General features: G+C 67.4%; 18 protein-coding genes and 1 rRNA gene. 5 read left to right on the forward strand and 14 right to left on the reverse strand.

Translation table 11 applies throughout. The annotated features are described in order from the left end of the window. The 4 genes from EYS21_RS06530 to EYS21_RS06545 form a co-directional block, all read right to left on the reverse strand. A 16S ribosomal RNA gene (locus EYS21_RS06530) occupies nt 1-338 on the reverse strand; the annotation flags it as partial. 501 nt (nt 339-839) lie between these two features. After that, nucleotides 840-2,153: a tyrosine--tRNA ligase gene (gene tyrS, locus EYS21_RS06535; protein WP_131132411.1), complete on the reverse strand. Its 1,314-nt coding sequence runs from the start codon at nt 2,151-2,153 to the stop codon at nt 840-842. Between the two features lie 82 nt (nt 2,154-2,235). Then, a complete protein-coding gene (locus tag EYS21_RS06540; RefSeq protein WP_131132412.1) occupies nt 2,236-4,464 on the reverse strand; it encodes an AAA family ATPase in 2,229 nt (742 codons plus the stop codon). 52 nt (nt 4,465-4,516) lie between these two features. After that, nucleotides 4,517-5,182: a DNA-3-methyladenine glycosylase gene (locus EYS21_RS06545; protein WP_131132413.1), complete on the reverse strand. Its 666-nt coding sequence runs from the start codon at nt 5,180-5,182 to the stop codon at nt 4,517-4,519. Nucleotides 5,183-5,261: 79 nt separating this feature from the next. Between EYS21_RS06545 and EYS21_RS06550 the strand changes: the two genes are divergently transcribed. Next, entirely contained in the window at nt 5,262-6,773 is a 1,512-nt protein-coding gene (locus tag EYS21_RS06550; RefSeq protein ID WP_131132414.1) for an AlkA N-terminal domain-containing protein, read from the forward strand. Continuing rightward, nucleotides 6,770-7,291, forward strand: coding sequence for a methylated-DNA--[protein]-cysteine S-methyltransferase (locus EYS21_RS06555; RefSeq protein ID WP_131132415.1), 522 nt, complete (start codon nt 6,770-6,772; stop codon nt 7,289-7,291). Before EYS21_RS06550 ends, EYS21_RS06555 begins: the two co-directional genes overlap by 4 nt. 3 nt (nt 7,292-7,294) lie before the next feature. Here the strand turns inward: EYS21_RS06555 and EYS21_RS06560 are convergent, their stop codons facing one another. The 10 genes from EYS21_RS06560 to argC form a co-directional block, all read right to left on the reverse strand. Beyond that, nucleotides 7,295-8,035: a maleylpyruvate isomerase family mycothiol-dependent enzyme gene (locus tag EYS21_RS06560; protein WP_131132416.1), complete on the reverse strand. Its 741-nt coding sequence runs from the start codon at nt 8,033-8,035 to the stop codon at nt 7,295-7,297. Between the two features lie 10 nt (nt 8,036-8,045). Then, complete coding sequence (locus EYS21_RS06565) at nt 8,046-8,582, reverse strand: pyridoxamine 5'-phosphate oxidase family protein (protein ID WP_131132417.1); 537 nt, start codon at nt 8,580-8,582, stop codon at nt 8,046-8,048. Nucleotides 8,583-8,720: 138 nt separating this feature from the next. Next, nucleotides 8,721-10,175 carry an argininosuccinate lyase gene (gene argH, locus EYS21_RS06570; RefSeq protein ID WP_131132849.1) on the reverse strand — a complete coding sequence of 485 codons (1,455 nt, stop codon included), beginning with the start codon at nt 10,173-10,175 and terminating at the stop codon, nt 8,721-8,723. 42 nt (nt 10,176-10,217) lie between these two features. Beyond that, nucleotides 10,218-11,423 carry an argininosuccinate synthase gene (locus EYS21_RS06575; RefSeq protein ID WP_131132418.1) on the reverse strand — a complete coding sequence of 402 codons (1,206 nt, stop codon included), beginning with the start codon at nt 11,421-11,423 and terminating at the stop codon, nt 10,218-10,220. A 78-nt stretch (nt 11,424-11,501) separates the two neighbouring features. Further along, entirely contained in the window at nt 11,502-12,038 is a 537-nt protein-coding gene (locus tag EYS21_RS06580; protein WP_131132419.1) for an arginine repressor, read from the reverse strand. After that, the gene (gene argF, locus EYS21_RS06585) at nt 12,038-13,066 is read right to left on the reverse strand and encodes an ornithine carbamoyltransferase (protein ID WP_131132420.1); all 1,029 of its coding nucleotides are present in this window, start codon (nt 13,064-13,066) and stop codon (nt 12,038-12,040) included. The genes EYS21_RS06580 and argF overlap by 1 nt, the downstream gene beginning before the upstream one ends. Continuing rightward, complete coding sequence (locus EYS21_RS06590) at nt 13,063-14,319, reverse strand: acetylornithine transaminase (RefSeq protein WP_131132421.1); 1,257 nt, start codon at nt 14,317-14,319, stop codon at nt 13,063-13,065. The genes argF and EYS21_RS06590 overlap by 4 nt, the downstream gene beginning before the upstream one ends. After that, nucleotides 14,316-15,275: an acetylglutamate kinase gene (argB, locus tag EYS21_RS06595; protein WP_131132422.1), complete on the reverse strand. Its 960-nt coding sequence runs from the start codon at nt 15,273-15,275 to the stop codon at nt 14,316-14,318. The genes EYS21_RS06590 and argB overlap by 4 nt, the downstream gene beginning before the upstream one ends. A gap of 43 nt (nt 15,276-15,318) precedes the next feature. Then, entirely contained in the window at nt 15,319-16,485 is a 1,167-nt protein-coding gene (gene argJ / locus EYS21_RS06600; protein WP_131132423.1) for a bifunctional glutamate N-acetyltransferase/amino-acid acetyltransferase ArgJ, read from the reverse strand. Next, nucleotides 16,482-17,513 carry an N-acetyl-gamma-glutamyl-phosphate reductase gene (argC, locus tag EYS21_RS06605; protein WP_131132424.1) on the reverse strand — a complete coding sequence of 344 codons (1,032 nt, stop codon included), beginning with the start codon at nt 17,511-17,513 and terminating at the stop codon, nt 16,482-16,484. Before argC ends, argJ begins: the two co-directional genes overlap by 4 nt. A 174-nt stretch (nt 17,514-17,687) precedes the next feature. Between argC and EYS21_RS06610 the strand changes: the two genes are divergently transcribed. From EYS21_RS06610 to EYS21_RS06620, 3 genes are all read left to right on the forward strand, one after another. Further along, on the forward strand, nt 17,688-18,779 hold the full coding sequence (locus EYS21_RS06610; protein WP_131132425.1) for an acyl-CoA desaturase: 1,092 nt from the start codon (nt 17,688-17,690) through the stop codon (nt 18,777-18,779). Between the two features lie 143 nt (nt 18,780-18,922). Beyond that, nucleotides 18,923-19,888 (forward strand): quinone oxidoreductase, encoded by a 966-nt coding sequence (locus EYS21_RS06615; protein WP_131132426.1) that lies wholly within the window; start codon nt 18,923-18,925, stop codon nt 19,886-19,888. 91 nt (nt 19,889-19,979) lie between these two features. Continuing rightward, nucleotides 19,980-23,930 carry a Pls/PosA family non-ribosomal peptide synthetase gene (locus EYS21_RS06620; RefSeq protein WP_131132427.1) on the forward strand — a complete coding sequence of 1,317 codons (3,951 nt, stop codon included), beginning with the start codon at nt 19,980-19,982 and terminating at the stop codon, nt 23,928-23,930. Nucleotides 23,931-23,953: the final 23 nt, after the last annotated feature.

A 23,953-nucleotide genomic window follows, 5' to 3' on the forward strand; every position in this document is an offset into this window, starting at 1 on the left:
GGAGTCTGGGCCGTGTCTCAGTCCCAGTGTGGCCGGTCACCCTCTCAGGCCGGCTACCCGTCGTCGCCTTGGTGAGCCATTACCTCACCAACAAGCTGATAGGCCGCGAGTCCATCCAAAACCACAATAAAGCTTTCCACCCCCCACCATGCGATGAGGAGTCATATCCGGTATTAGACCCAGTTTCCCAGGCTTATCCCAGAGTTAAGGGCAGGTTACTCACGTGTTACTCACCCGTTCGCCACTAATCCACCCACAAGTGGGCATCATCGTTCGACTTGCATGTGTTAAGCACGCCGCCAGCGTTCATCCTGAGCCAGGATCAAACTCTCCGTTGAAGTAAAACAAAAACAGACACAGAATGGCCCCACGGGAAAACGCGGCAACCACACTGCAAAATTTGAAACCAGCTGTAAAAACCAGACCACACCACGGGGTGGCATAATCCAGTCAATTCAACCAATTCAATACAATAAATTGGTATCAACAAACTTGGCACACTATTGAGTTCTCAAACAACAGACACATTCGAATACTTCCCTAAACAAATCCATTTGAATTCTTTGTCTAGTATTTCTTCGCTGCTATGTTTCTAGCTTATTTCATTCATATTCACTTTGCAAATCCGGGTTATTTACCCGATATTCACTCTGTGGAACGAATCCACCCATCAGAAAGTGAAGCATTTCTTCATTTCTGTGCTGTGCACACGAAGAATTGCTTCGTTAGTCTTGGGGGTTTGTCACCACTCAGCGGCGGCGACTCCAAAAACAATACACGCTCCCCTCCGGCCGTGCAAATCGGCCGGAGAGGAGCGTGCAATGGGGTCGTGGCAACCGCTACGGGACAAGGACTTCGACGGTCGCGAGGTTCTTTTTGCCACGCCGCAGAAGCAGGTACTGGCCGTGCAGCAGCTCAGACTCGGAGATAACTGCTTCCGGATCGGAAACCTTCTCGTTGTTCACATACGCTCCGCCTTCACCGACGGTGCGCCGGGCGGCGGACTTGCTCTCTGACAGGCCCGAAGCCACGAGCAGGTCGATAATCCCGAGGCCATCCACCTGGATGGTGGCGGAGGGAAGCTCCGACGTTGCGGCTTCGAGGGTGGGCCTGTCCAGTGCGGACAGGTCACCATTGCCGAAGAGGGCGGCAGAGGCGGCGATGACCTTCTCGGTTGCTTCAACTCCATGCACCAGTGAAGTGACTTCGAACGCCAGCTTCCGCTGGCCCTCCCGGGCAAACGGACGTTCAGCCACGGCCGTGGCAACAGCGTCAATCTCTGCCCGGCTCAGGAAGGTGAAGACCTTGAGCCGGTCCACAACATCGGCGTCGGCGGTGTTGAGCCAGAACTGGTAGAAGGCGTACGGGCTGCACATGCCGGCGTCGAGCCAGATGGCGTTGCCCTCACTCTTGCCGAACTTGGTTCCATCCGAGTTGGTGATCAAAGGCGTCCCCAGGGCATGGACCGTCTTGCCCTCAACCTTGCGGATGAGTTCGGTGCCGCTGGTCAGGTTGCCCCACTGGTCCGAACCGCCGGTCTGCAGCATGCAGCCGTGGTCGCGGAAAAGCTGGAGGTAGTCCATGCCCTGAAGGATCTGGTAGCTGAACTCCGTGTAGCTGATGCCCTCGTCGGAGCTGAGGCGGGAAGCCACCGCATCCTTGCGGAGCATCGTGCCGACTCGGTAGTGCTTGCCGATCTCACGAAGGAAATCGATGGCGCTCAGCGGGGCGGTCCAGTCCAGGTTATTGACCATGCGTGCAGCATTGGCGCCGTCGAAGCTCAGGAAGCGGCGGACCTGGGCCTGAAGGTAGCCCACCCATTCCGAGACGGTGTCCTTGGTGTTCAGTGTCCGCTCCGCAGTGGGGCGCGGGTCACCGATCAGGCCGGTGGAGCCGCCCACCAGTCCCAGCGGTTTGTGGCCTGCAAGCTGGAGACGCCGCATGACCAGGAGCTGGACGAGGTTTCCCAGGTGCAGGCTCGGCGCGGTGGGATCGAACCCGCAGTAATACGTGACCGGCTCACCGGCGAGGAGCTTTTCCAGCTCCCCTTCATCGGTGGAGACGTGGACCAGGCCGCGCCACTTCAGCTCCTGCCAGATATTGGCGAAGGTGGGGTCGTTCTGCTGGGATTCGAGATCGTTGAGTTCTGACACGACTTCTAAGTTAGCAGGATTGGCGGCCGCCGGCGCCGGATGAACCGGGCCGGTGGCCGCCACGCGCCCGCAACGGTCCGGACTACCGCTCGATGCCGGCAGGCACACCTTCTGCTGCGATCAGGCGGAGCCGCTGCGTGGGCCGGGTCATGGCGACGTAGAGATCCCCCACCCGACCGTGCTCGTGGTTGAGCATCATGGACGGCTCCAGCACCACAACACCGTCGAATTCAAGGCCCTTGGCCTCTCGGGGGCTGATGACCACGATGTCCTGCTCATAGCTTCCCGCCCCGGTTCCGATGCGCCGGCCATAGACGGCGCGCAGGGCTGAGGTGGCCTGCGGCAGGAGGTCGCCGTCGGCAATCACGGCCAACAGGCCGCCGTCGAGCGCTTCCAGCTCCTCCGGAAGTGCCTCCACGAGGCGGCTGACCACGTCACCGGATGCGACCTTGTCGATGACGGGCGACCAGCGGCCTTCGCGGACGGCCTTCGGTGCAGAGACCACAAGGCCGGCTGCGTTGGCCATCCTGGCGGCGGCCTCCGCGATCTGCGACGGCGTCCGGTAGTTGACCGTCAGCTCTTCCAGCTGCCACCGGTCCCCGAACAGCGGGCCCAGGGCACCCTGCCAGGAGTTCGCGCCTGCTACGGAGCTGGTCTGCGCGATGTCTCCCACGATCGTGAAGGACTTCAGCGGGCAGCGGCGGACCAGCAGCCGCCACTGCATCGGCGAAAGTTCCTGCGCTTCGTCGACCACGATGTGGCCGAACGCCCAAGTCCGGTCCGACGTGGCACGCTCGGCTGCGGTCAGCCGGGCTTCGCGTTCCTGGTTCTGGTCGACCAGTTCCTCGGCGGTCATCAGCGCGTCGACGCCGGCAGCCTCCATGTTCACGAGGGTCTGCTTGGCGTTCGCCAGGTCGCGGGCACGGTCGTGCTCCTGCTGCGCCAGTCCGCGGCCAGCGGCCGGGTCAAGCTCGCCAAGGAGCTCGGCCGCCTCGTCGAGGAGCGGGACGTCCGACTCGGTCCAGGGGGCATCCACCGGGCGGAGCAGCAGGGCCCGTTCCGCGGCGGTGAGGTGCGGCGTGCACACTTCCAGGATCGCAGGCTTGCTGAAGAGCTCACTGATGAGCTTCTCCGGAGTCATGGGCATCCAGCACAGGTTCAGCGCGATCCGCACATCGCGGGCCGTGCGGACGTCCTCGGCCAGATAGGAGCGGTCGGCATTGTTGCCCAGGCTCCCGGCTTCCACGAGCTCAGTCATCTGTTCGGTCAGCTCACGCAGCAGGATCTTGACGAACGTCACGCGTGCCTCGTTGTGCGGCTTGCCGGTGGAACGGGCGCGTTCGCGGGCACGGCGGACCTGTCGCGGCGTGAGCAGCAGCTTTCGCCCGTCAACTTCCAGGACACGGTTCTCGGCAGGAATCCGCTGGCGGTTTGAGACGGCGTTGGCCACCACGTTCGCCATATCCAGCCGGCCCTTGATGGCCGCGACGTCAGCTTCGGGTTCGGCCACGGCGCTGATGCCGGGCATCAGCCGGCCGAGGCTGGCCATCACCACACCGGTTTCGCCGAGGGAGGGCAGCACGCGTTCGATGTATTTCATGAACGATGACGACGGGCCCACCAGGAGCACACCGGCAGCCTTCAGCCGGTCCCGGTGGGTGTACAGCAGGTAGGCGGCGCGGTGCAGCGCAACGGCCGTCTTGCCGGTGCCCGGACCACCCTGGACCACCACGGCTCCGGAGATGGAGGAGCGGATGATCCGGTCCTGCTCGGACTGGATGGTGCCCACAATGTCGGACATGCGGCCGGTCCGCTTGGAGTCCAGGGCAGCGAGCAGCGCACCTTCGCCCTGCAGCGACTCGTTGTCGGTCAGCATGTCAGCGTCCAGGACGTCGTCCTCGATGGCCTTCACTACCCGGCCCTGCAGGATCAGGTGCCGTCGGCGCCGCACGCCCTGCCGGTCAAAGGCCGTGGCCTGGTAGAAGTGGCCGGCTTCGGGCGCACGCCAGTCCACCATGAGCCGCTGCAGGTCCTCGGTGGTGAGGCCGATGCGGCCAATGTACTGGGCTTCCCCGGAATCAAGGTCCAGCCGGCCGAACACCAGTCGGTCATCGACGGCGTCGAGCTGGGCGAGGCGGTCCTCATAGAGCGCGGCGAAGGCGTCACGCTCGGAAACATTCTGCATGGTGCCCACGGCACCGGCCCGGCGGACCTGCGCCAACTGCTTGCGCTTTTCGGCGCGCAATTCTTCCAGCCGCGCATACAGGCCAGCAACATAGTCCCGTTCGTGGGCCAAATCGGCGTCGAGCATTAAACGTTCCCCTATCGCAAAAGACAGACCGTCCATTCTACAACCATTTCGGTTAACGTGATTGAAACTTCGCCGGACGCGGCTTTGCCGCCTTGTAGCGGGACACTGTCGGATCCCCCGGCAGCCAGAAGCGCCAGGGGTAGTCAAGGGAGCCCCCGTCGCCGGAGACGCCAACGCGGGGTCCGGAACTGACGTCCGCTGCGGGCATTTCCGGCAGCCGCAGCCCGAAAGGTTCGCTCAGCGCGTCCCGTCCGGTGTCCGCCGTGGTGAGGGCCAAGGCGGTGGCCAGCCGGGCCGGGCCGCTGGCCAGGTCGAGCACCGATTTCGACGTCGGCCGCCTCACCGCCGCCAGGTGCTCCCCCTCCACCACTTCGCCGGCTCGAAGCAGGACGGCAGAGGCCGCCCCGGCCGGGCCGCAGACGATGTTGGCGCAGTAGTGCATCCCGTACGTGAAATACACGTACAGGTGGCCGGCCGCCCCGAACATGGGCGCGTTGCGCGCCGTGGGGCCTCGGAACGTATGCGACCCCGGATCCGGGTGCAGGGAATCGCCGGGACCCATGTACGCCTCCACCTCCGTGATCCGCACGGCGACCGTTCCCTCGTGGCTGTTGTGGCTCAGGACCGATCCCAGCAGTTGCGGGGCGATCCGCCGCGCGTCCCCGGACAGCAGCCCGCGGAGCTCTTCCGGGTCGGCGGGACTGCTGCTGACGGTCATGGTCCGACTCTACCCAACGCCCACGGCCATGTCCGATTTCCGCTAGCAGGCGTTGTCCCGGGCTGGCAGGATAGGGGACATGGACTTCTGGCAGCGCTACCGTGCGATCGATGCGCGTGACACCCGCTTCGACGGGCAGTTCTACACTGCTGTCCGGACCACCGGGATCTACTGCCGCCCGTCGTGCCCGGCCCGGACCCCCAAGGCGGCCAACGTCACGTTTTACGAAACCTCCGCCGCAGCGCACGACGCCGGCTACCGGGCCTGCAAGCGCTGCCTTCCCGAGGCGGTGCCCGGGACGCCGGCGTGGAACGTCCGCCAGGACCTCGCCGGCCGGGCCATGCGCCTGATCAACGACGGCGTCATCAACCGCGACGGGGTGGAAGGCCTGGCGGCCCGGCTCGGTTATTCAGCCCGGCAGCTGAACCGGATCCTCAGTCACGAGCTCGGCGCCGGTCCGCTCTCCCTGGCCCGGGCCAGCCGCGCCCAGACCGCGCGCACGCTGCTGGTCTCAACGGCCATGAAGCTGGCGGACGTTGCGTTCGCGTCCGGTTTCAGCAGCGTCCGGCAGTTCAACGAGACCATGGTGGAGGTGTTCGCCATGACGCCCACCGCCCTGCGCTCCACCGCCCGGCACCACAAGCCGGGAACGGCCGCCACCTCGCTGACGTTGACACTCCCCTACCGCGAACCGTTTGATCCCGGCATCTTTTCCTTCCTCGCCGTCAGGGCGATCCCCGGGATCGAGGCGGGGACACCGGCGTCGTACGCCCGCACGTTGCGGCTTCCGCACGGGGATGCCCGCTTCAGCGTGGATTACGACGGCGGCGCGCCGGGGCGGCCGCTGACCCTCACCATCGGCGCGGTGGACCTCCGCGACCTGCCGGCCCTGCTGAGCAGGGTGCGCCGGCTTTTCGACCTCGACGCCGATCCGGTGGCGATCGACGGCGCACTGGGCGGGGATCCCCGGCTCGCCGCCTCGGTTGCTGGTGCCCCCGGCATCCGGCTGCCGGGCGCGGTTGATCCGCAGGAACTCCTGGTCAGGGCGATGATCGGGCAGCAGGTCACGGTGGCTGCCGCCCGGACCGCGCTGACGCAGCTGTCCGCTGCCGGCAGCGCCAGCCTGATGCCCGCCGAAGGGCTCGACCGGCTGTTTCCCACCGCGGCCGAAATCGCGGAGGATGGCTACACGCTGCTGCGCGGTCCGCAGCGCCGGATCGATGCCGTCCGTTCCGCGGCCTCCGCCCTCGCCGACGGGCGGCTGGATTTCGGCTACGGCGATGACCTGCCGGGGCTGGGGGCCAAACTGCTCCCCCTTCCCGGCGTGGGTCCCTGGACGGTGGGCTATGTGGCGATGCGCGTCCTGGGCGCGCCGGACGTCTTCCTGGCCAACGACGCCGCGGTGAGAAACGGAATCCGTGCCCTGGGCTCGACGCCTGGTCCCGATCCGATAAGCCACCATGTGCCCAGCCCCGATTTCCGGGAGGTCAGCCCGTGGCGGTCCTACGCCACCATGCACCTGTGGCGCGCCGCCGCGGCGGCCAAACCCCCCAAGCGTGTTCCAGCCGTTCCAGAGAAAGCGATGCGATGAAAGCCCAGCTGTTAGTGATGTCCACCCCCGACGGCCCGTTCACCATCCTGGCGCAGGACGGTATGGTCCTGGCCTCCGGCTGGACCGCCGAGCCCGGCGAGCTGACCGGCCAGATCCACCCTGGGCTCCGTCCGGATGATGTTGAGGCGGTGACTGACCTGGGGCCCATTTCGCGGGCGGTGGAGGCCTTCTACGCTGGCGACCCCGCGCCCGCCATGGCCATCCCGGTGCGCCAGAAGTCGGGTCCCTTCCGGTCCCACGCCTGGGATGTGCTGAGGACGGTACGCCCCGGATCCCCGGTTACCTATACGGAGTACGCCGAGCTGTCCGGAAATCCGAAGGCGGTCCGGGCTGCGGCCAGTGCCTGCGCCTTCAATGCGGCAGCCTTGTTTGTGCCGTGCCACCGGGTCATCCGCACCGACGGTTCCCTTGGCGGTTTCCGCTGGGGCCTGGCCATTAAGGAGAGCCTGCTGGCGCGTGAGGCTACGGAAAGCCTGCTGGCCCGCGAAGCCGGGTAGGGCCTACTTAGCCGCGGGCGTCCCGGCAGGCCACGGCAGCAGTTCCGGGAGGTCCACGCCGTCCGCGGCGGCGGATGCCCGCAGGCTGCCGAGCGACGGTTCACGGCCGGCGAGCCACGCCGCGATGTCGGTGATCATGCCGCTGATGACGGTGGAAGTGCCGCCGCTGCCAAGCGTCCTGGGCGGAAGCCCCAGCGGCTGAAGCACCAGTTTGTCCCCCGGCTGCACGCGGGCGGCCAGGAAGTCGAAGAGGTGTTCACAGAATGGCCGGCTCCAGGTCTCCGGGCCAAGGCCGGCGCCCAGGTCGGCGGTGTGGATGACCAGTTCACGCCACAGCGCCAGCCCGCCGTCGAGGACCACTCCCCCGCGGTAGGCAATCGGTACCTTCCAGCCCGGGCCCGCCTCCAGCGCATCAAAGGCTTTCAGCGCCCGCTCCAGGCCTGCGTCCAGATCCACGCGGTGGGCGTCGGCGCTGTGGCCCGCGGCCATCCCGATGGCCTTGTTGCGCCCGTCCATGCCGCCGTCGTACAGCTCAACGGTTTCGCCGCGCGCCGCATATTCCAGCTGCCGGGCCATGGCGTTGGTGATGCCGGCGAGGTGCGCCAGGACGTGACCGCGGGTCCAGCCGGGCAGGGCTGAGGGCGCTTTGACGTCCTCATCGGTGAATTTCGCGGCGGTTGACGCAACGAGGGCGGCGGCTTTGTGCAGTTCGGCGAGCAGGTCAGCCGGTGCGGGAGCAGTCATGGCGCCCATCCTAGCTGAGGGGGATGCCGTCCGGTCCGTAGCGGTGCCGGATGTGCCGGCGGTCGTGGCGGGCCTGCCAGAACTCCAGTTCCGTGGGCCTGACCGCGTAGAGCTGCCAGTCCGGATTGTGGCTGCCGTCCGCGGCCGGGCGCGCCCGCCAGTCGGCCGCGGACGCCTCGGCGGACAGCTCAACCACGGGTCCGGCGACCCGGACCTGCCGGCCCTGCTGCGGCCAGTAGAAATTCAGGGCGGCACCCGGATTGACGGACAGTTCCCGGCCCTTCCGGGACGTCCGCGACGTGGCGAAGTGCCAGCCGTCGTCGTCGATGTTTTTCAGGATCAGCATCCTGGCAGAGGGCTGGCCGTTTCCGTCCGCCGTGGCCAGGCTGCACGCGTGCGGTTGCAGCACGCCGGCGGCGAGGGCCTCATCCAGCCACAGCTGGAACAGGGCCACCGGGTCTGCCGGGGCTTTGGCGGGGTCGAAGTCCGGCAGGTCGGCGGGAAAGTCGGGCAGGGCCCGCAGGTGGCTGCGGAAGGCGTCGCTCATGTGCCCCAGCTTAATGAGGTCTCGACAGGCTCGACCACCGGACTCGGTCTCGACAAGCTCGACCACCGGTTTCGGTCTCGACAGGCTCGACCACCGGTTTCGGTGGTCGAGCCTGTCGAGACCCGACACTCGAACGGACTACCCGGCGTACCCGCGCACGCCCGCCAGCTCGGCTTCCAGCGCAACCAGCTGGCGTTCGACGGCGGCCGGGGCCGTGCCGCCCTGCGAGTTGCGGCTGTTCAGCGAACCCTCGGTGGACAGGACCGTGCGGACTTCCGGCGTCAGGTGCTCCGAAATGGCCGCATACTCCTCATCCGTCAGGTCCCACAGCTCGACGTCGCGGCTTTCGGCCTGCTTGACCGCGGCACCGGAGAGCTCGTGGGCCTCGCGGAACGGAACGCCCTGGCGGACCAGCCATTCGGCGATATCCGTGGCCAGCGCAAAGCCCTGGGGTGCCAGGGACTCCATCCGCCCGGTGTTGAACTTCAGCGTCGCGATCATGCCCGAGACCGCCGGAAGCAGCAGCTCCAGGGTGTCGGCTGCGTCGAAGACCGGCTCCTTGTCCTCCTGCAGGTCGCGGTTGTACGCGAGCGGCAGGCCCTTGAGCGTGGCCAGCAGCCCGGTCAGGTTGCCGATCAGGCGCCCTGCCTTGCCGCGGGCCAGCTCGGCGACGTCCGGGTTTTTCTTCTGCGGCATGATCGAGGAACCGGTGGAGTAGGAATCGTGCAGGGTAACGAAGGAGAACTCCTTCGTGGCCCACAGGATCACTTCCTCCGACACGCGGGACAGGTCCACACCGATCATCGCCGTCACCCAGGCGAACTCGGCGAAGACATCGCGGGAGGCGGTGCCGTCGATCGAGTTGTGGGTGGCGGAGAAGAAGCCCAGGTCCGCCGCGACGGCCTCCGGGTCCAAGCCGAGGGAAGAGCCCGCCAGGGCACCGGAGCCGTAAGGCGAAACCCCGGCGCGCTTGTCCCAGTCCGCCAGCCGCTGCACATCGCGCAGCAGCGCCCAGGCATGGGCCAGCAGGTGGTGGCTGAGCAGGACCGGCTGCGCGTGCTGCAAGTGCGTACGGCCGGGCATGGCCACACCCTGGTGCGCCTTGGCCTGATCCACCAGCGCCTCGATCGTCGCCAGCACGCCGCCGGCAATGATCCGGGCGTGGTCACGCAGGAACATGCGGCCGAGAGTGGCCACCTGGTCATTGCGGGACCGCCCGGCGCGGAGCTTGCCGCCCAACTGGGTGCCCGCGCGCTCGATCAGGCCGCGTTCCAGCGACCCGTGCACGTCCTCATCGGACTCGGCCGGCAGGTACGCGCCAGAGGCAACGTCCTCGTCCAGCTGACTCAGGGCAGCGAGCATGCCTTCGAGCTCGGAGTCGTCCAGCAGCCCGGCCTTGTGCAGCACGCGGGCGTGCGCTTTGGACCCGGCGATGTCGTAGCGGGCCAGCCGCCAGTCAAAGTGCGTGGACTTACTCAGGGCCGCGAGAGCATCCGCGGGGCCGCCGGCGAACCGGCCGCCCCACAGTGCGCCGGTGTTGGTCGAGCCGGTGGTTGAGCCTGTCGAAACCTGGGTTTCGACAGGCTCAACCACCGGACTTTGGCCGGGAATCGAATTGTGCTCAACCACCGATTCTTACTTTCCTGCGACGCGGATATCGCGGCCGGAGGCAACCTTGGCGGACATGCCCCAGAGCTCGATGAAGCCGCGCGCCATCGACTGGTCGAACGTGTCGCCGGTGTCGTAGGTGGCGAGGTCGAAGTCGTAGAGCGAGGTCTCGGAGCGGCGTCCGTTGACGATCGCCTGGCCACCGTGGAGCACCATGCGGATGTCGCCGGAAACGTACTTCTGGGTGTCTTCGATGAAGGCGTCCAGGGAGCGCTTGAGCGGGGAGAACCACTGGCCGTCGTAGACCAGCTCGGCCCAGCGCTGGCCAACAGTGGCCTTGAAGCGGGCCTGCTCGCGTTCGATGGTGATGTCCTCGAGGTGCTTGTGCGCAGTGATGAGTGCCATCGCACCCGGTGCTTCGTAGATTTCGCGGGACTTGATGCCCACGAGGCGGTCCTCGACGACGTCGATCCGGCCCACGCCCTGGGCGCCTGCGCGGCGGTTCAGTTCCTTGATGGCCTGCAGCGAGGTGACCCGGACGCCGTCGATCGCTACCGGCACGCCGGCTTCGAAGGAGATGGTGACTTCATCCGGGGCCGGCGGGAATTCCGGGGTGGCGGTGTAGTCGTAGATGTCCTTAGTGGGGGCGTTCCAGATGTCCTCGAGGTAGCCGGTTTCGACGGCGCGTCCCCACACGTTCTGGTCGATCGAGTACGGGTTCTTCTTGGTGGTCTCGATCGGCAGTCCCTTTTCCTCGGCGAAGGCGATGGCCTTGTCGCGGGTCAGGGCGAGGTCGCGGACGGGGGCGATGCACTTCAGGTCCGGGCCGAGGGTTTGGATGCCCACTTCGAAGCGGACCTGGTCGTTGCCCTTGCCGGTGCAGCCGTGCGCAACGGTGGTGGCGCCGAATTCGCGGGCGGCCTTGACCAGGTGCTTGACGATCACCGGGCGGGAGATGGCCGAGACCAGCGGGTAGTGGCCCTGGTAGAGGGCGTTGGCCTTCAGCGTGGGCATACAGTACTCGTCGGCGAACTCGTCGGACGCGTCGGCCACGTAGGCTTCGACGGCGCCGCAGCCGAGGGCACGCTGGCGGATGGTCTCCAGCGACTCGCCGCCCTGTCCGACGTCGACCGCCACGGCGATGACCTCGGCGCCGGTGGCTTCACCGATCCAGCCGATGGCTACGGAAGTATCCAGGCCACCGGAGTAGGCCAGAACAATACGCTCAGTCACGAAAATGCTCCTCTGTGTTGGGGGTTGCGTTGTTTAAGAATTGATTACCGAAAGCCTGTCACACCTTGGGGCGCGGTGTTACTGGCCGCTGCCGGCTTCCTCTGCCAGCTGCAGGAACCGCACGGCGAGGTCCTGCCCGCCCTGCGGGTCGCGGGAGACCAGCAGCACGGTGTCGTCACCGGCGATGGTTCCCAGGATGGACGGCATGACCGAGTGGTCGATGGCCAGGGCCAGGAAGTTGGCCGCCCCGGGCGGAGTCCGGAGCACGGCGATGTTGGCCGAGGCCTCCGCCGTGACCAGCAGCTCGCTGCACAGCCTGGCCAGGCGGGCATCCAGGATTTCCTGGCTGACGCCGCTCTTGGCGGCGCGTTCGCCGCCTTCGCCGGGCACGGCATAGACCAGGACGCCTTCCTTGCCGCGGACCCGGACAGCGCCGAGTTCCACCAGGTCCCGGGACAGGGTGGCCTGGGTGACCTGGACGCCGTCGTCCGCCAGCAACGCGGCGAGCTCCGCCTGGGAGCGCACCGACTCACCCGTCAGGATCGCGGTGATGCGCGCCTGGCGGGCCGTTTTGGTGGCCGGGCTGGAGCCCGGCACCGACGGGTTGGTGGACACTAGAACGTGCTCTCCCCGGTGCCTTCAACGGGAGAAAGACCGTCGACGAATGCCAGGCCCGAGCGGTGCATCAGCCAGGCCATCAGCGCCTTCTGGGCGTGCAGCCGGTTTTCGGCTTCGTCCCAGACGATGGACTGCGGGCCGTCAATGACTCCCGCGGAGATCTCATAGCCGCGGTAGGCGGGCAGGCAGTGAAGCACGACGGCGTCGTCCGCCGCGTGTGCCATGGCCGCCTCGTCGACGGAGTACTCGCGGAACAGCTGCAGCCGGGCTTCCTTTTCGGCTTCCTGGCCCATCGAGACCCAGGTGTCCGTGGCCACAACGTCGGCGCCCTTGAGGGCTTCCGCGGCGTCGGTGGTGATCAGTACGGAACCGCCGGTCTGCGCGGCGCGTTCCTCGGCCGCGGCAACGATCTCCGCTGCCGGGAGGTAGCCTTCCGGCCCGGCGATGCGGACGTGCATCCCGGCGGTGACACCGGCCAGCAGGTAGGAGTTGGCCATGTTGTTGGCGGCGTCGCCGAGGTAGGCCATGGTGAGGCCCGCCAGTTCGCCCTTGTGCTCCTTGACCGCGAGCAGGTCCGCGAGGAGCTGGCAGGGGTGGTAGTCGTCGCACAGGGCGTTGATGACCGGCACCTTGGAGTTCTCCGCCATGGCCACCAGGCCCGAGTGCGCGCCGGTGCGCCACACAATGGTGGACACCATGCGCTCCAGGACCTTGGCGGTGTCCTCCACCGATTCCTTGTGGCCGATCTGGGCCTCGCCGGGGTTGATGATCAGGGCGTTGCCGCCCATGTCCGCGATGCCGGTGGCAAAGGAAACCCGGGTACGGGTGGAGGTCTTGTCGAAGATCACGGCCACGGTCTTGCGGCCGTTTCCCTCGGCGGCGAAGGGCTGCACGCTGTACGGCGCGGCCTTCATCCGGACGGCCAGGTCCAGGACTTCGGCCTGCTCGGCCGGGCTGAGGTCCGTGTCCTTGAGGAAGTGGCGGGTGCCGCTGGCTGTGCCGGCGGAAGAAACTACAGGGGTCACTGCGCGTCCTTAGCTGTCTGGAGGATTGCCGGGAGTGCGGCAAGGAAGGCGCCGGCCTGGTCCGTGGTGAGGATCAGCGGCGGGGCGAGCCGGATGGTGCGCGGCCCGGGGCTGTTGACGATGAAACCGGCATCAAGGCCCGCGGTCACGACGGCGGGGGCCACGTCGGCGTCCAGGTCGAACCCGATCAGCAGGCCAACGCCGCGGACCTCGGTGACGCCGTCGATGGCGGCGAGACCGGCCCGGAGGTATTCCCCCACGGCAACCACGTTGTCCAGTACCCGCTGGCTTTCGATCGCGTGCAGGGTGGCCAGGGCGGCCGCCGTCGCCACCGGGTTGCCGCCGAAGGTGGTGCCGTGCTGGCCGGCGCCCAGGAGCTGCGACACCGGCTCGCCGAAGGTGAGCAGCGCGCCGATGGGGAACCCTCCGCCGAGGCCCTTGGCCAGGGTGACGGCGTCCGGGACGATCCCGGCGTCCTCGCTGGCGAGCCATTTGCCGGTGCGGCCGATGCCGGTCTGGACCTCGTCCAGGATCAGCAGGGCGCCGGCCTTGGTGGTCGCTTCGCGGGCTGCCCGCAGGTAGCCGGCGGGCAGGGGCCGTACGCCGGCTTCGCCCTGGATCGGTTCCAGGAACACGGCGGCCACGGTCTCGTCGATGGCGGCTTCCAGGGCTGCCACGTCACCGAAGGGGATGTGCACCACGCCGCCGGGCAGCGGTTCGAACGGGGCACGGTAGGCTTCCTTGGCGGTCAGGGCCAGGGCGCCCATGGTCCGTCCGTGGAAGGCACCTTCCAGGGCGATGATCTTGGTACGGGGTGCGCCGTCCAAGCCTGTTGCGTTGCGCCGCGCCAACTTAAAGGCGGCCTCATTCGCTTCGGTGCCGGAGTTGGTGAAGAACACCTTCGAGCCCGCCGGGGCGTGCGTCAGGGCCAGCAGCTTTTCGGCAAGGGCGATCTGCGTGGGGCTGGTGAAGAAGTTGGAGACGTGCCCCAGCGTGGCCAGCTGGCTGGAAATCACCGAGGTCACAAACGGGTGGGCGTGGCCCAGGGCGTTGACGGCGATGCCGCCGAGCAGGTCAAGGTACTCCTTGCCGTCGGCGTCCCAGACCAGGCAGCCGGCGCCGCGGACCAGGACACGCTGCGGGGTGCCGAAGACACCCATCAGTGACGTTGAGTAGCGGGCCAGCCAGTCGGCGCCGCTGGTGTGGCCAACGAGCGCCGATGCGGAGGCCTCGCTCAGTTCTGCGTGGGTCATGATGCAACCGTTTCTTCGTCGGGGACCACCTGGGTGCCGATGCCGGCGGTGGTGAATGTTTCCAGGAGCATGGAGTGCGGCAGGCGGCCGTCCACGATGTGGGCGCGTTCCACTCCCCCGTCGATGGCTTTGAGGCACGCCTCCATCTTCGGGATCATGCCCGACTCGAGGGAAGGCAGAAGCTGCCGCAGCTCCGAGGCCGTGAGGGACGAAATGAGCGATGACCTGTCCGGCCAATGGGCGTAAAGGCCTTCGACGTCGGTCAGGATCACCAGTTTGGACGCGCCCAATGCTTCGGCCAGGGCAGCCGCGGCCGTGTCCGCGTTGACGTTGAGGACCTGGCCGGTGGTCTGGACGTCACCGGCTGCAGTCTCGACGCCGTCGGACGCGATTTCAGGTGCCACCGTGGAAATGACCGGGATGCGGCCCGCAGCGAGAATGTCCAGGATGCCCTCCGGGTTCACGCCCACGACCTCGCCCACCAGGCCCAGGTCCACTTCCTCGCCGTCAATGACGGTGCCGGTCCGGACTGCACGCAGCAGGCCGCCGTCTTCGCCGGACATCCCCACCGCGTAGGGTCCGTGGGAGTTGATCAGGCCCACGAGTTCGCGGCCCACCTGGCCGGTAAGGACCATCCGGACCACGTCCATCGCTTCGGGCGTGGTGACTCGGAGCCCGCCTTTGAACTCGGACTCGATGCCCAGCCGCGCCAGCATGGAGTTGATCTGCGGACCGCCGCCGTGGACCACCACGGGGTGGATGCCCACATGATGGAGGAACACCACGTCCTCCGCGAAGGCGCGGCGCAGTTCCTCGTTGACCATGGCGTTGCCGCCGTATTTGATCACCATGGTGGTGCCGGCGAAGCGCTGGATCCAGGGCAGCGCCTCGATCAGGGTGCCGGCCTTGCTTTGGGCATCAGTCATGGACGTGGTTTCACGGGTCTGGGTATTCATGCTTGCACTATCTCCAGGGGTGGCTGGTTGATTAGCTCGGGGTCTAGCTCGAGTAGGCGCTGTTCTCGTGCACGTAGTCGTGGGTGAGGTCATTGGTCCAGACGGTGGCCTCGGCGTGGCCGGACTGCAGGTCAATCTCCACGTGGACTTCGCGCGGTTCCAGGTCCACGAGGTTCCGGTCGTCGCCGATGCTGCCGTTGCGGCAGATCTGGATGCCGTTGATGGCGACGTTGAGCTGGTCCGGCTCAAAAACGGCGTCCGTGGTTCCCACGGCGGACAGGACACGGCCCCAGTTGGGGTCCTTGCCGAAAATGGCGGCCTTGAACAGGTTGGACCGGGCCACGGAGCGGCTGACCGTTTCGGCGTCCCGCTCGCTGGCCGCGTTGAACGTGCGGATGGCGATGTCGTGGCTCGCGCCCTCGGCGTCACCGATCAGCTTGCGTGCCAGTTCGGCGCATACCTGGGTCAGCCCGGCACCGAAGGCCTCGGCGGACGGGACGGCGCCGGAAGCGCCGGACGCCAGCAGCACCACGGTGTCGTTGGTGGACATGCAGCCGTCTGAGTCTGCTCGGTCGAAGGTGACGCGGGTTGCGTCGCGGAGGACGACGTCGAGCATTTCCGCTTCGACGGCCGCGTCGGTGGTGAGGACCACCAGCATGGTGGCCAGGCCGGGTGCCAGCATGCCGGCACCCTTGGCGATGCCGCCGATGGTGAACTCCTGGCCGTCGGCATCGGTGCCGATGAACAGTGCGGCCTTTGGCACCGAGTCGGTGGTCATGATGGCATTGGCCGCTTCGGGGCCGCCGTCGGTGCTGAGCGCCGCCGAGGCAGCCTCGACTCCGGGAAGGATCTTGTCCATGGGCAGCTGCTCGCCGATCAGGCCGGTGGAGCAGACAAAAACATCCGTCGCGGAGATGCCCAGGACGGCGGCCACTTTTTCGGCGGTGCTGTGCGTGTTCTGGAATCCCTGGGGCCCGGTGCAGGCATTGGCTCCGCCCGAGTTGAGGACGACGGCGTCCACCCTGCCGTCCGACACCACCTGGCGGGACCAGTGGACCGGGGCTGCAGCCACGCGGTTGCTGGTGAAGACGGCGGCCGCAGCCCTGGACGGGCCATCGTTGACGACCAGGGCGAGGTCCGGCTTGCCGGACGCCTTCAGGCCGGCGGTGACCCCGGCGGCCCGGAATCCCTTGGGGGCGGTAACGGTCACGGTGCAACTCCCTGCAGGTTAAGGCCGGCGGTCTCCGCCAGGCCAAGGGCAATGTTCATGGACTGCACGGCGCCGCCGGCGGTTCCCTTGGTGAGGTTATCAATGACACAGGTCACGATCACGCGGCCGGTGTGCGCGTCAAAGGCAAGCTGCATGGCCGCGTGGTTGGAGCCCTGGACCGACTTGGTGGCCGGCCACTGCCCTTCCGGCAGGAGGTGGACAAACGGTTCGTCGTCGTAGGCATCCGCCCACGCCTGGCGGAGGTCGGCGGCGGTGGTGCCCGGTTTGACCTTTGCCGTGGCGGTGGTGAGGATCCCGCGGCTCATGGGGGCAAGCGTGGGAGTGAAGGACACTGTGACGCCTTCACCGGCGGCGTTGGACAGCCCCTGCTCGATCTCGGGCGTATGGCGGTGGCCGCCGCCCACACCGTACGGGCTCATGGAACCCATCACCTCGGCGCCGATGAGGTTCACCTTCGCGGCCTTGCCCGCACCCGAGGTGCCGGAGGCGGAAACTATGACGACGTCGTCGGGCTGCAGCAGTCCGGCCGCGAACCCGGGCGTGAGTGCCAGCAGGGCCGACGTCGGGTAGCAGCCGGGGACGGCGATCCGGGTGGCGCCCTTGAGGACCTCGCGCTGGCCCGGGAGCTCTGGCAGGCCGTACGGCCACGTTCCGGCGTGGGCGGAGCCGTAGAACTTTTCCCACGCTGCGGCGTCTTCGAGGCGGTGGTCTGCGCCGGCGTCGATCACGATGGTGCCTTCCGGCAGCTGGGCCGCGATTTCGGCGGAAGCCCCGTGCGGGAGGGCCAGGAACACTACGTCGTGGCCGGAGAGGTTTTCCACCGTGGTGTCTTCGAGGATGCGGCTCGAGAGCCCGTGCAGGTGGGGCTGCAGCTCGCCGAGGCGGGAGCCTGCATTGCTGTGCGCTGTGATGGCACCGATGGTCACGTCCGGATGCCCTGCGAGGAGGCGCAGGACTTCTCCCCCGGCGTAGCCGCTGGCTCCGGAGACGGCAACAGAAATAGTCATACCGGAAATCCTACAGCAAAAGTATTCAGTGTGTCCGATATTTATGCACTCAATCCCGTTCTCCTTTTTCGGGCCGGCTGGACAGGCAGGCGTACGATGGAAGGAGGGTGATCCTGACCGCGCAGTCCGAATGTCGGCTGCCGCGTTGCCCGTAACAGTTACGAGGCCCCGGCTTTGACCACCACCCTCCCAACGTCGGAGCGCCCCCAATCGCGCGTCCGGCAGCCCAATGCAGTTGTCCTGAGCTATTCGGAACTGCTTAAGAGCGTCAAGGCCGCAGGCCTGCTGGAACGCCGTGTGGGCTTCTACATCACAGTCTTTTCCTGCCTGGTGCTCCTGATGACCGCCGCATGGTTCGGTTTCGCGCTGATCGGCGACAGCTGGTTCCAGCTCCTCATCGCCGCCGCAGTCGGCATCATCTGCACCCAGCTGAGCTTCCTGGCCCACGAGGCCGGCCACCGCCAGATCTTCGCCTCGCGCCGGGCCAACGACTGGACAGCCCGGATCCTGGCCACCTCGGTGGCAGGCATGAGCTATTCCTGGTGGGAGCAGAAACACGGCGCGCACCACAACCACCCCAACGTCATTTCCAAGGATCCGGACATCGCCACCGGCGCGATCGCTTTCCACCACGAAGCCGCAGCCACCCGGCAGGGCAGGTTTTCGTTCCTGACCCGCAAGCAGGGCTGGTTCTTCTTTCCGTTGCTGTTCCTGGTGGGCCTGGGGCTCCAGATCGATTCGGTGAAGTTCATCTTCCGCCGCGCCAAAGTGACGCACCGCTGGGTGGAGCTGCCCATCTTGCTGGTCCGCCTCAGCGTCCTGCCGGTCCTGGCTTTCACGTTCCTGCCGCTGGGAATGGCGTTCGCCTTCATCGGCGTGCAGCTCGCCGTATTCGGCTTCTACATGGGGGCTTCATTTGCGCCCAACCACAAAGGCATGCCCGTCATTCCGGCGGACAGCCGTGTTGACTTCTTCAGCCGGCAGGTCCTGACGTCTCGCAACATCTCCGGCGGCCGCTTTATGGACATCCTGCTCGGTGGCCTGAACCGCCAGGCTGAGCACCACCTCTTCCCGGACATGGCACGGCCGCAGCTGGACAAGGCCGCCAAGATCGTCCGGGAGTACTGCCGCAAGCACCAGGTCCCGTACACGGAAACCACCCTGCTGGAGTCCTACGGCATTATTGTCCGCTACCTCAACGACGTCGGACTTTCCGCCGGGCGCCACTTCGAGTGCCCCATGGCCACAGTCACCCGCCGCTACTGAGCAGCTCCGGCGCACCATGGCCGGCCCCCGCGTTTGACCCGAAGTGACGGCCCTGACCGGCCGTCACTTCGTCGTTGGTGCCGGTTTCCCTAGGATGGGTCCAGGACCGGGGCGAGGAAATCCCAGCCCCGGGAAGGAGATACATGACGCACGCAATCGTTGTCCGCGAGCCCGGAGGACCCGAAGTACTGGAACTGGCAGAGGCCGAACGCCCCGTGCCCGGCCCCGGCCAGCTGCTCATCAAGGTGGCTGCGGCGGGCGTCAACTTCATCGAAACCTACCAGCGCGGGGGCATGTACCAGGTCCCCTTCCCCTTCACGCCCGGCTCGGAAGCCGCGGGAACGGTTGAAGAGGTCGGCGACGGCGTCGAGAACTTCACGGTGGGCAGCAGGGTGGCCACGGCCGAGGGCGCCAAGTGCTACGCCGGCTACACGGTCCTGGATGCAGCGAAGGCGCTCCCGGTGCCGGACGGCGTCGACGACCTGACGGCGGCTGCCTTGCCCCTCCAGGGCATGACGGCCCACTACCTGATCAATTCCTCCTTCCGGGTGGAACCGGGCCACACCGTGCTGACGCACGCCGGCGCAGGCGGCGTCGGCCTGCTGCTGACCCAGCTGCTGAAGGAGCGGGGCGCCCGCGTCATCACCACCGTTTCCTCGGATGCCAAGGAGGAACTTGCCCGGGAAGCCGGAGCCGACCATGTCCTGCGGTATGAGGGCTTTCCCCACCACGTCCGCGAGCTCACCGGCGGGAAGGGCGTGGACGTGGTGTACGACGGCGTCGGCCGGAACACCTTTGACGGCTCCTTGTCCTGCCTGCGTACACGCGGCACGCTGGTGCTGTTCGGGGCCGCCTCGGGCGCCGTGCCCCCGGTGGATCCGCAGCGCCTCAACGCCGGCGGGTCACTGACGCTGACCCGCCCGTCCCTGGGCCACTTCCTGCTCAACGAGCAGGAGCGCCGCTGGCGGTCCGGTGAGATCTTCGCCGCCGCCGAAAACGGGCACCTCAAAGTCCGGATCGGGGCCACGTATCCGCTGGCCGACGCCCGGCGCGCACACGAAGACCTTGAGGGCCGCCGGACCACCGGCAAGGTCCTCCTGGTCCCCTGATCCCCGGTCAGGGAAACGTCCGGTGAAGGGAAAGTGGACACCACGCAAACGACGTCACTTTCCGTTCACCTTGCCAGTGGACACTGCAGGGGTGACCGAGCTACAACTCAGCGGCCCTGTGCCCGACGGCCTTGCCGAATATCAGCCCCAGCTGCCCGGATCGGGTGTGGCACCCCGGGTACGGACGCTGGTGGAGATCCTGCAGGAGACCGCAAACCGCCATCCGGACGCGTCCGCCCTCGACGACGGCCGCCAGTCGCTGAGCTATGCGCAACTGATGGATGCCGTGCGCTCCGCCGGACGGGAACTCCACCTGGCAGGGCTGGGAGCGGGCGACAGGATCGGTGTGCGGATCCCCTCCGGCACCAACGGGCTGTACGTCTGGATCCTCGCGATCATGCTCATCGGTGCCGCGTATGTCCCCGTCGACGCCGATGACCCGGATGAACGGGCCCGGCTGGTCTTCGGCGAAGCCAAGGTCAGTGCCGTGGTCACCGGCAAGGGGCTGGCACTGACCGAAGACAGGGTCGCGCCGTTCCCGGCCGCACGGCCTGCCACCCCCGAAGACGACGCCTGGGTCATCTTCACCTCAGGCTCCACCGGAACTCCGAAGGGAGTGGCCGTCCGGCACAGGTCCGCCGCCGCCTTCGTCGACGCTGAAGCACGGATCTTCCTCGCTGCGGAACCGATCGGCACGCAGGACCGTGTCCTGGCAGGACTGTCAGTGGCCTTTGATGCCTCGTGCGAGGAGATGTGGCTCGCGTGGCGGCACGGCGCCTGCCTTGTCCCCGCGCCCCGTGCCCTGGTCCGCACCGGAATGGACCTCGGGCCCTGGCTCATCAGCCACGGCATCACGGTGGTGTCCACCGTTCCCACGCTGGCTGCGTTGTGGCCTGCGGAATCACTTGAAAACGTGCGGCTGCTGATCTTCGGCGGCGAGGCCTGCCCGCCGGAGCTTGCCGAACGCCTTGCAGTGGAAGGCCGCGAGGTCTGGAACACCTATGGGCCCACCGAGGCCACGGTGGTGGCGTGCGCGGCCGAGCTGGGCGGACCGGGGCCGGTCCGGATCGGGCTGCCGCTGGATGGCTGGGACCTGGCCGTGGTGGACGGTGACGGCATCCCGGTGGCGGAGGGCGCCGTCGGCGAACTCATCATCGGCGGCGTAGGGCTGGCCCGGTACCTGGATCCTGCCAAGGACGCGGAAAAGTACGCGCCCATGCCCACTCTGGGCTGGCACCGCGCCTACCGCTCCGGCGACCTCGTCCGCTACGAAGCTGCCGGGCTGGTCTTTATGGGCCGCGCCGATGAACAGGTAAAACTGGGCGGCCGCCGGATCGAGCTCGGAGAAATCGATGCCGCCCTGCAGGCCCTCCCGGGTGTCGCCGGCGCCGCGGCGGCTGTGCAGACGACGGCGGCCGGGAACCAGGTGCTTGTGGGATACCTCGCGCCGGCCGGCGACGTGGAACCTGACCTTGCCGCGGCACGCGAAATACTGGCCTCCAGCCTCCCGGCGGCGCTGATTCCCCTGCTGACCGTCGTCCAGTCGCTGCCGACCAAAACCAGCGGCAAGGTCGACCGGCACGCACTCCCCTGGCCCCTGGCCGGATCGGGCGCGGCCGAAAGCGACCGCGCTCCCCTGAACCTGCCTGACGACGCCGCCTGGATCGTCGAACAATGGGGCGCCGTGCTCGGCAGCCCGGCAGCAAGCCTGGACGCGGACTTCTTCGCCCACGGCGGCGGCTCCCTTGCCGCGGCACAGCTGGTGTCCGCCCTGCGCCTCCGCTACCCCACCATCACGGTCGCGGACATCTACGCCACCCCCCGGATCGGGGCCCTCATCGACACGGCCCGGCAGTCGCTGCCTGACGGCATTGCGGCCGCCCCGGCAAAGGAACGCCTTGTCCGGCCGACGGCCCGCAAGTCCCAGGTCTTCCAGACACTCATGGGTATTCCCCTGCACATCCTGGTGGGCATGCGCTGGCTGACCTACCTGATGGCAGGCAACAACCTCCTCGCCGGCCTGGCCGGCTTTACTGCCGCACCCACCGTGTCCTGGTGGTGGGTAGGGGCATCCTGGCTGGTCTTCGTGAGTCCCCTTGGCCGGATGGGCCTGTCCATCGCGGCCGCCCGGCTGCTGCTCCGGAACGTTGGCCCGGGCACGTACCCGCGCTCAGGCAAAGTCCATCTAAGGCTCTGGCTGGCCGAACAGATCCAGGACCTTGCCGGTGCCGTGAGCCTGGCCAGCGCACCGTGGGTGCCTTACTACGCACGGGCCCTGGGAGCGAAGATCGGCACCAATGTGCACCTGCATTCCCTGCCGCCGGTGACCGGCCTGCTGTCCCTGGGCAGCGGAGCGAACATCGAGCCCGAGGTGGACCTTTCCGGCTGGTGGATCGACGGCGACCACGTCCGGATCGGAGCCATCCATGTGGGCGCCGGGGCGACGGTGGGCGCACGCAGCACCCTCATGCCGGGCGCCAGCATCGGCGCCGGCGGACAGGTCGAAGCAGGTTCGGCTGTGCTTGGCAAGGTGAAAGCGGGGCAGATGGTGGCCGGTTCACCGGCCCGACGCCGGGGCAAGGCCAAGAATGACTGGCCGGACACTCCGCCCAGCAGCCCGCTGATCGGCCGCCTGTGGTTCGCCGCCTTCGCTTCGGCCTCCGCTGTCCTGGCCATGATCCCTTACGCCTCGGCTGCCGCCGCTGCCGGGATGGTCTTCCTCTTCGTCCAGGGCAGCAGTTCCCTGGACGCTGCGTGGCTGCAGATCCTTGCGTCCCTGCCGTTGGCCGCGTTGGCCTGGTTCGCCGCCAACCTGCTCCTGGTCCTGGGCACCACCAGGCTGCTCGGGACCGGCCTGAAAGAAGGCTATTACCGGGTGCGGAGCCGGATCGGCTGGCAGGTCTGGGCCACCGAACGCGTCCTGGACCTCGCCCGTGATCTGCTCTTTCCCATTTACGCGAGCCTGTTCACCCCCGTCTGGCTGCGCCTGCTCGGAGCCAGGATCGGCAAGAACGTGGAGGCGTCCACGGTCCTGCTGCTGCCCAAGATGACCACGGTGGGCGAAGGCGCGTTCCTTGCCGACGACACCATGGTGGCCTCCTACGAACTCGGCGGCGGCTGGCTGAGGATCGCCCCGGCGAAGATCGGCAAACGCTCCTTCCTGGGGAATTCCGGCATGACGGCAGCGGGCCGGAGCGTCCCGAAGAACTCCCTCGTGGCGGTGCTGTCCGCAACCCCTTCGAAGGCAAAATCCGGAACGTCGTGGCTGGGCAGCCCGCCGGTCAGGCTTCGCCGCACAGCCATCGCCTCGGACACCACACTGACGTTCCAGCCCCCGCTCCGGCTGAAAATAGCCAGGGCACTGTGGGAGCTCTGCCGCTTTGTGCCCGTCGTCCTTACCGTGGGCCTGGCCGCCGGCGTGCTCCTGGCGTTCGATTGGTTGGCAGGCACCGTCGGCTATGGCCTGGCCGCGGGGCTGGGCGGGTTCGTGATGCTGCTGGCGGGCGCCGTCGCCGCCGGCAGCGCCGTGGTGGCCAAGTGGCTGCTCGTGGGCCGGATCCGGGCCGGCGAACATCCGCTCTGGAGTTCCTTTATCTGGCGCAACGAAGTGGTGGACACGTTCATCGAAATGGTCAGCGCCCCGTGGTTCGCCCGCGCAGCAAGCGGGACGCCGGCACTGGTGTGGTGGCTCCGCGGACTGGGCGCAAAAATCGGTTCCGGGACCTGGTGCGAGAGCTACTGGCTGCCCGAAGCGGACCTGGTGACCCTGGGCGCGAACTCCACGGTCAACCGCGGCTGCGTGGTCCAAACGCACCTCTTCCATGACCGGATCATGAGCATTGACACTGTTACGCTCGAGGAGGGAGCAACCATGGGACCGCACGGCGTCATCCTCCCGCAGGCACGCATCGGCCATGGCGGAACAGTGGGTCCGGCATCGCTGGTGATGCGCGGGGAGACGGTGCCCGCCGGGACTTACTGGATGGGCAATCCGGTCAGTCCGTGGGCCGGCCCGGACGTTCCAGCACCCCGCCTGAAGTAAGTACCTGCCAGTCCGCCACCGTT

It is taken from the genome of Arthrobacter sp. S39 (assembly GCF_004320525.1).
In the GTDB taxonomy this organism is placed as follows: domain Bacteria; phylum Actinomycetota; class Actinomycetes; order Actinomycetales; family Micrococcaceae; genus Arthrobacter.

Bases quoted from the DNA above. Each gene is read 5' to 3' on its own strand.
- EYS21_RS06540 (WP_131132412.1), bottom strand. From the start codon at position 4,464: ATGCTCGACGCCGATTTGGCCCACGAACGGGACTATGTTGCTGGCCTG.
- EYS21_RS06545 (WP_131132413.1), bottom strand. From the start codon at position 5,182: ATGACCGTCAGCAGCAGTCCCGCCGACCCGGAAGAGCTCCGCGGGCTG.
- EYS21_RS06550 (WP_131132414.1), top strand. From the start codon at position 5,262: ATGGACTTCTGGCAGCGCTACCGTGCGATCGATGCGCGTGACACCCGC.
- EYS21_RS06555 (WP_131132415.1), top strand. From the start codon at position 6,770: ATGAAAGCCCAGCTGTTAGTGATGTCCACCCCCGACGGCCCGTTCACC.
- EYS21_RS06560 (WP_131132416.1), bottom strand. From the start codon at position 8,035: ATGACTGCTCCCGCACCGGCTGACCTGCTCGCCGAACTGCACAAAGCC.
- EYS21_RS06565 (WP_131132417.1), bottom strand. From the start codon at position 8,582: ATGAGCGACGCCTTCCGCAGCCACCTGCGGGCCCTGCCCGACTTTCCC.
- EYS21_RS06590 (WP_131132421.1), bottom strand. From the start codon at position 14,319: ATGACCCACGCAGAACTGAGCGAGGCCTCCGCATCGGCGCTCGTTGGC.
- argB (WP_131132422.1), bottom strand. From the start codon at position 15,275: ATGAATACCCAGACCCGTGAAACCACGTCCATGACTGATGCCCAAAGC.
- argC (WP_131132424.1), bottom strand. From the start codon at position 17,513: ATGACTATTTCTGTTGCCGTCTCCGGAGCCAGCGGCTACGCCGGGGGA.
- EYS21_RS06615 (WP_131132426.1), top strand. From the start codon at position 18,923: ATGACGCACGCAATCGTTGTCCGCGAGCCCGGAGGACCCGAAGTACTG.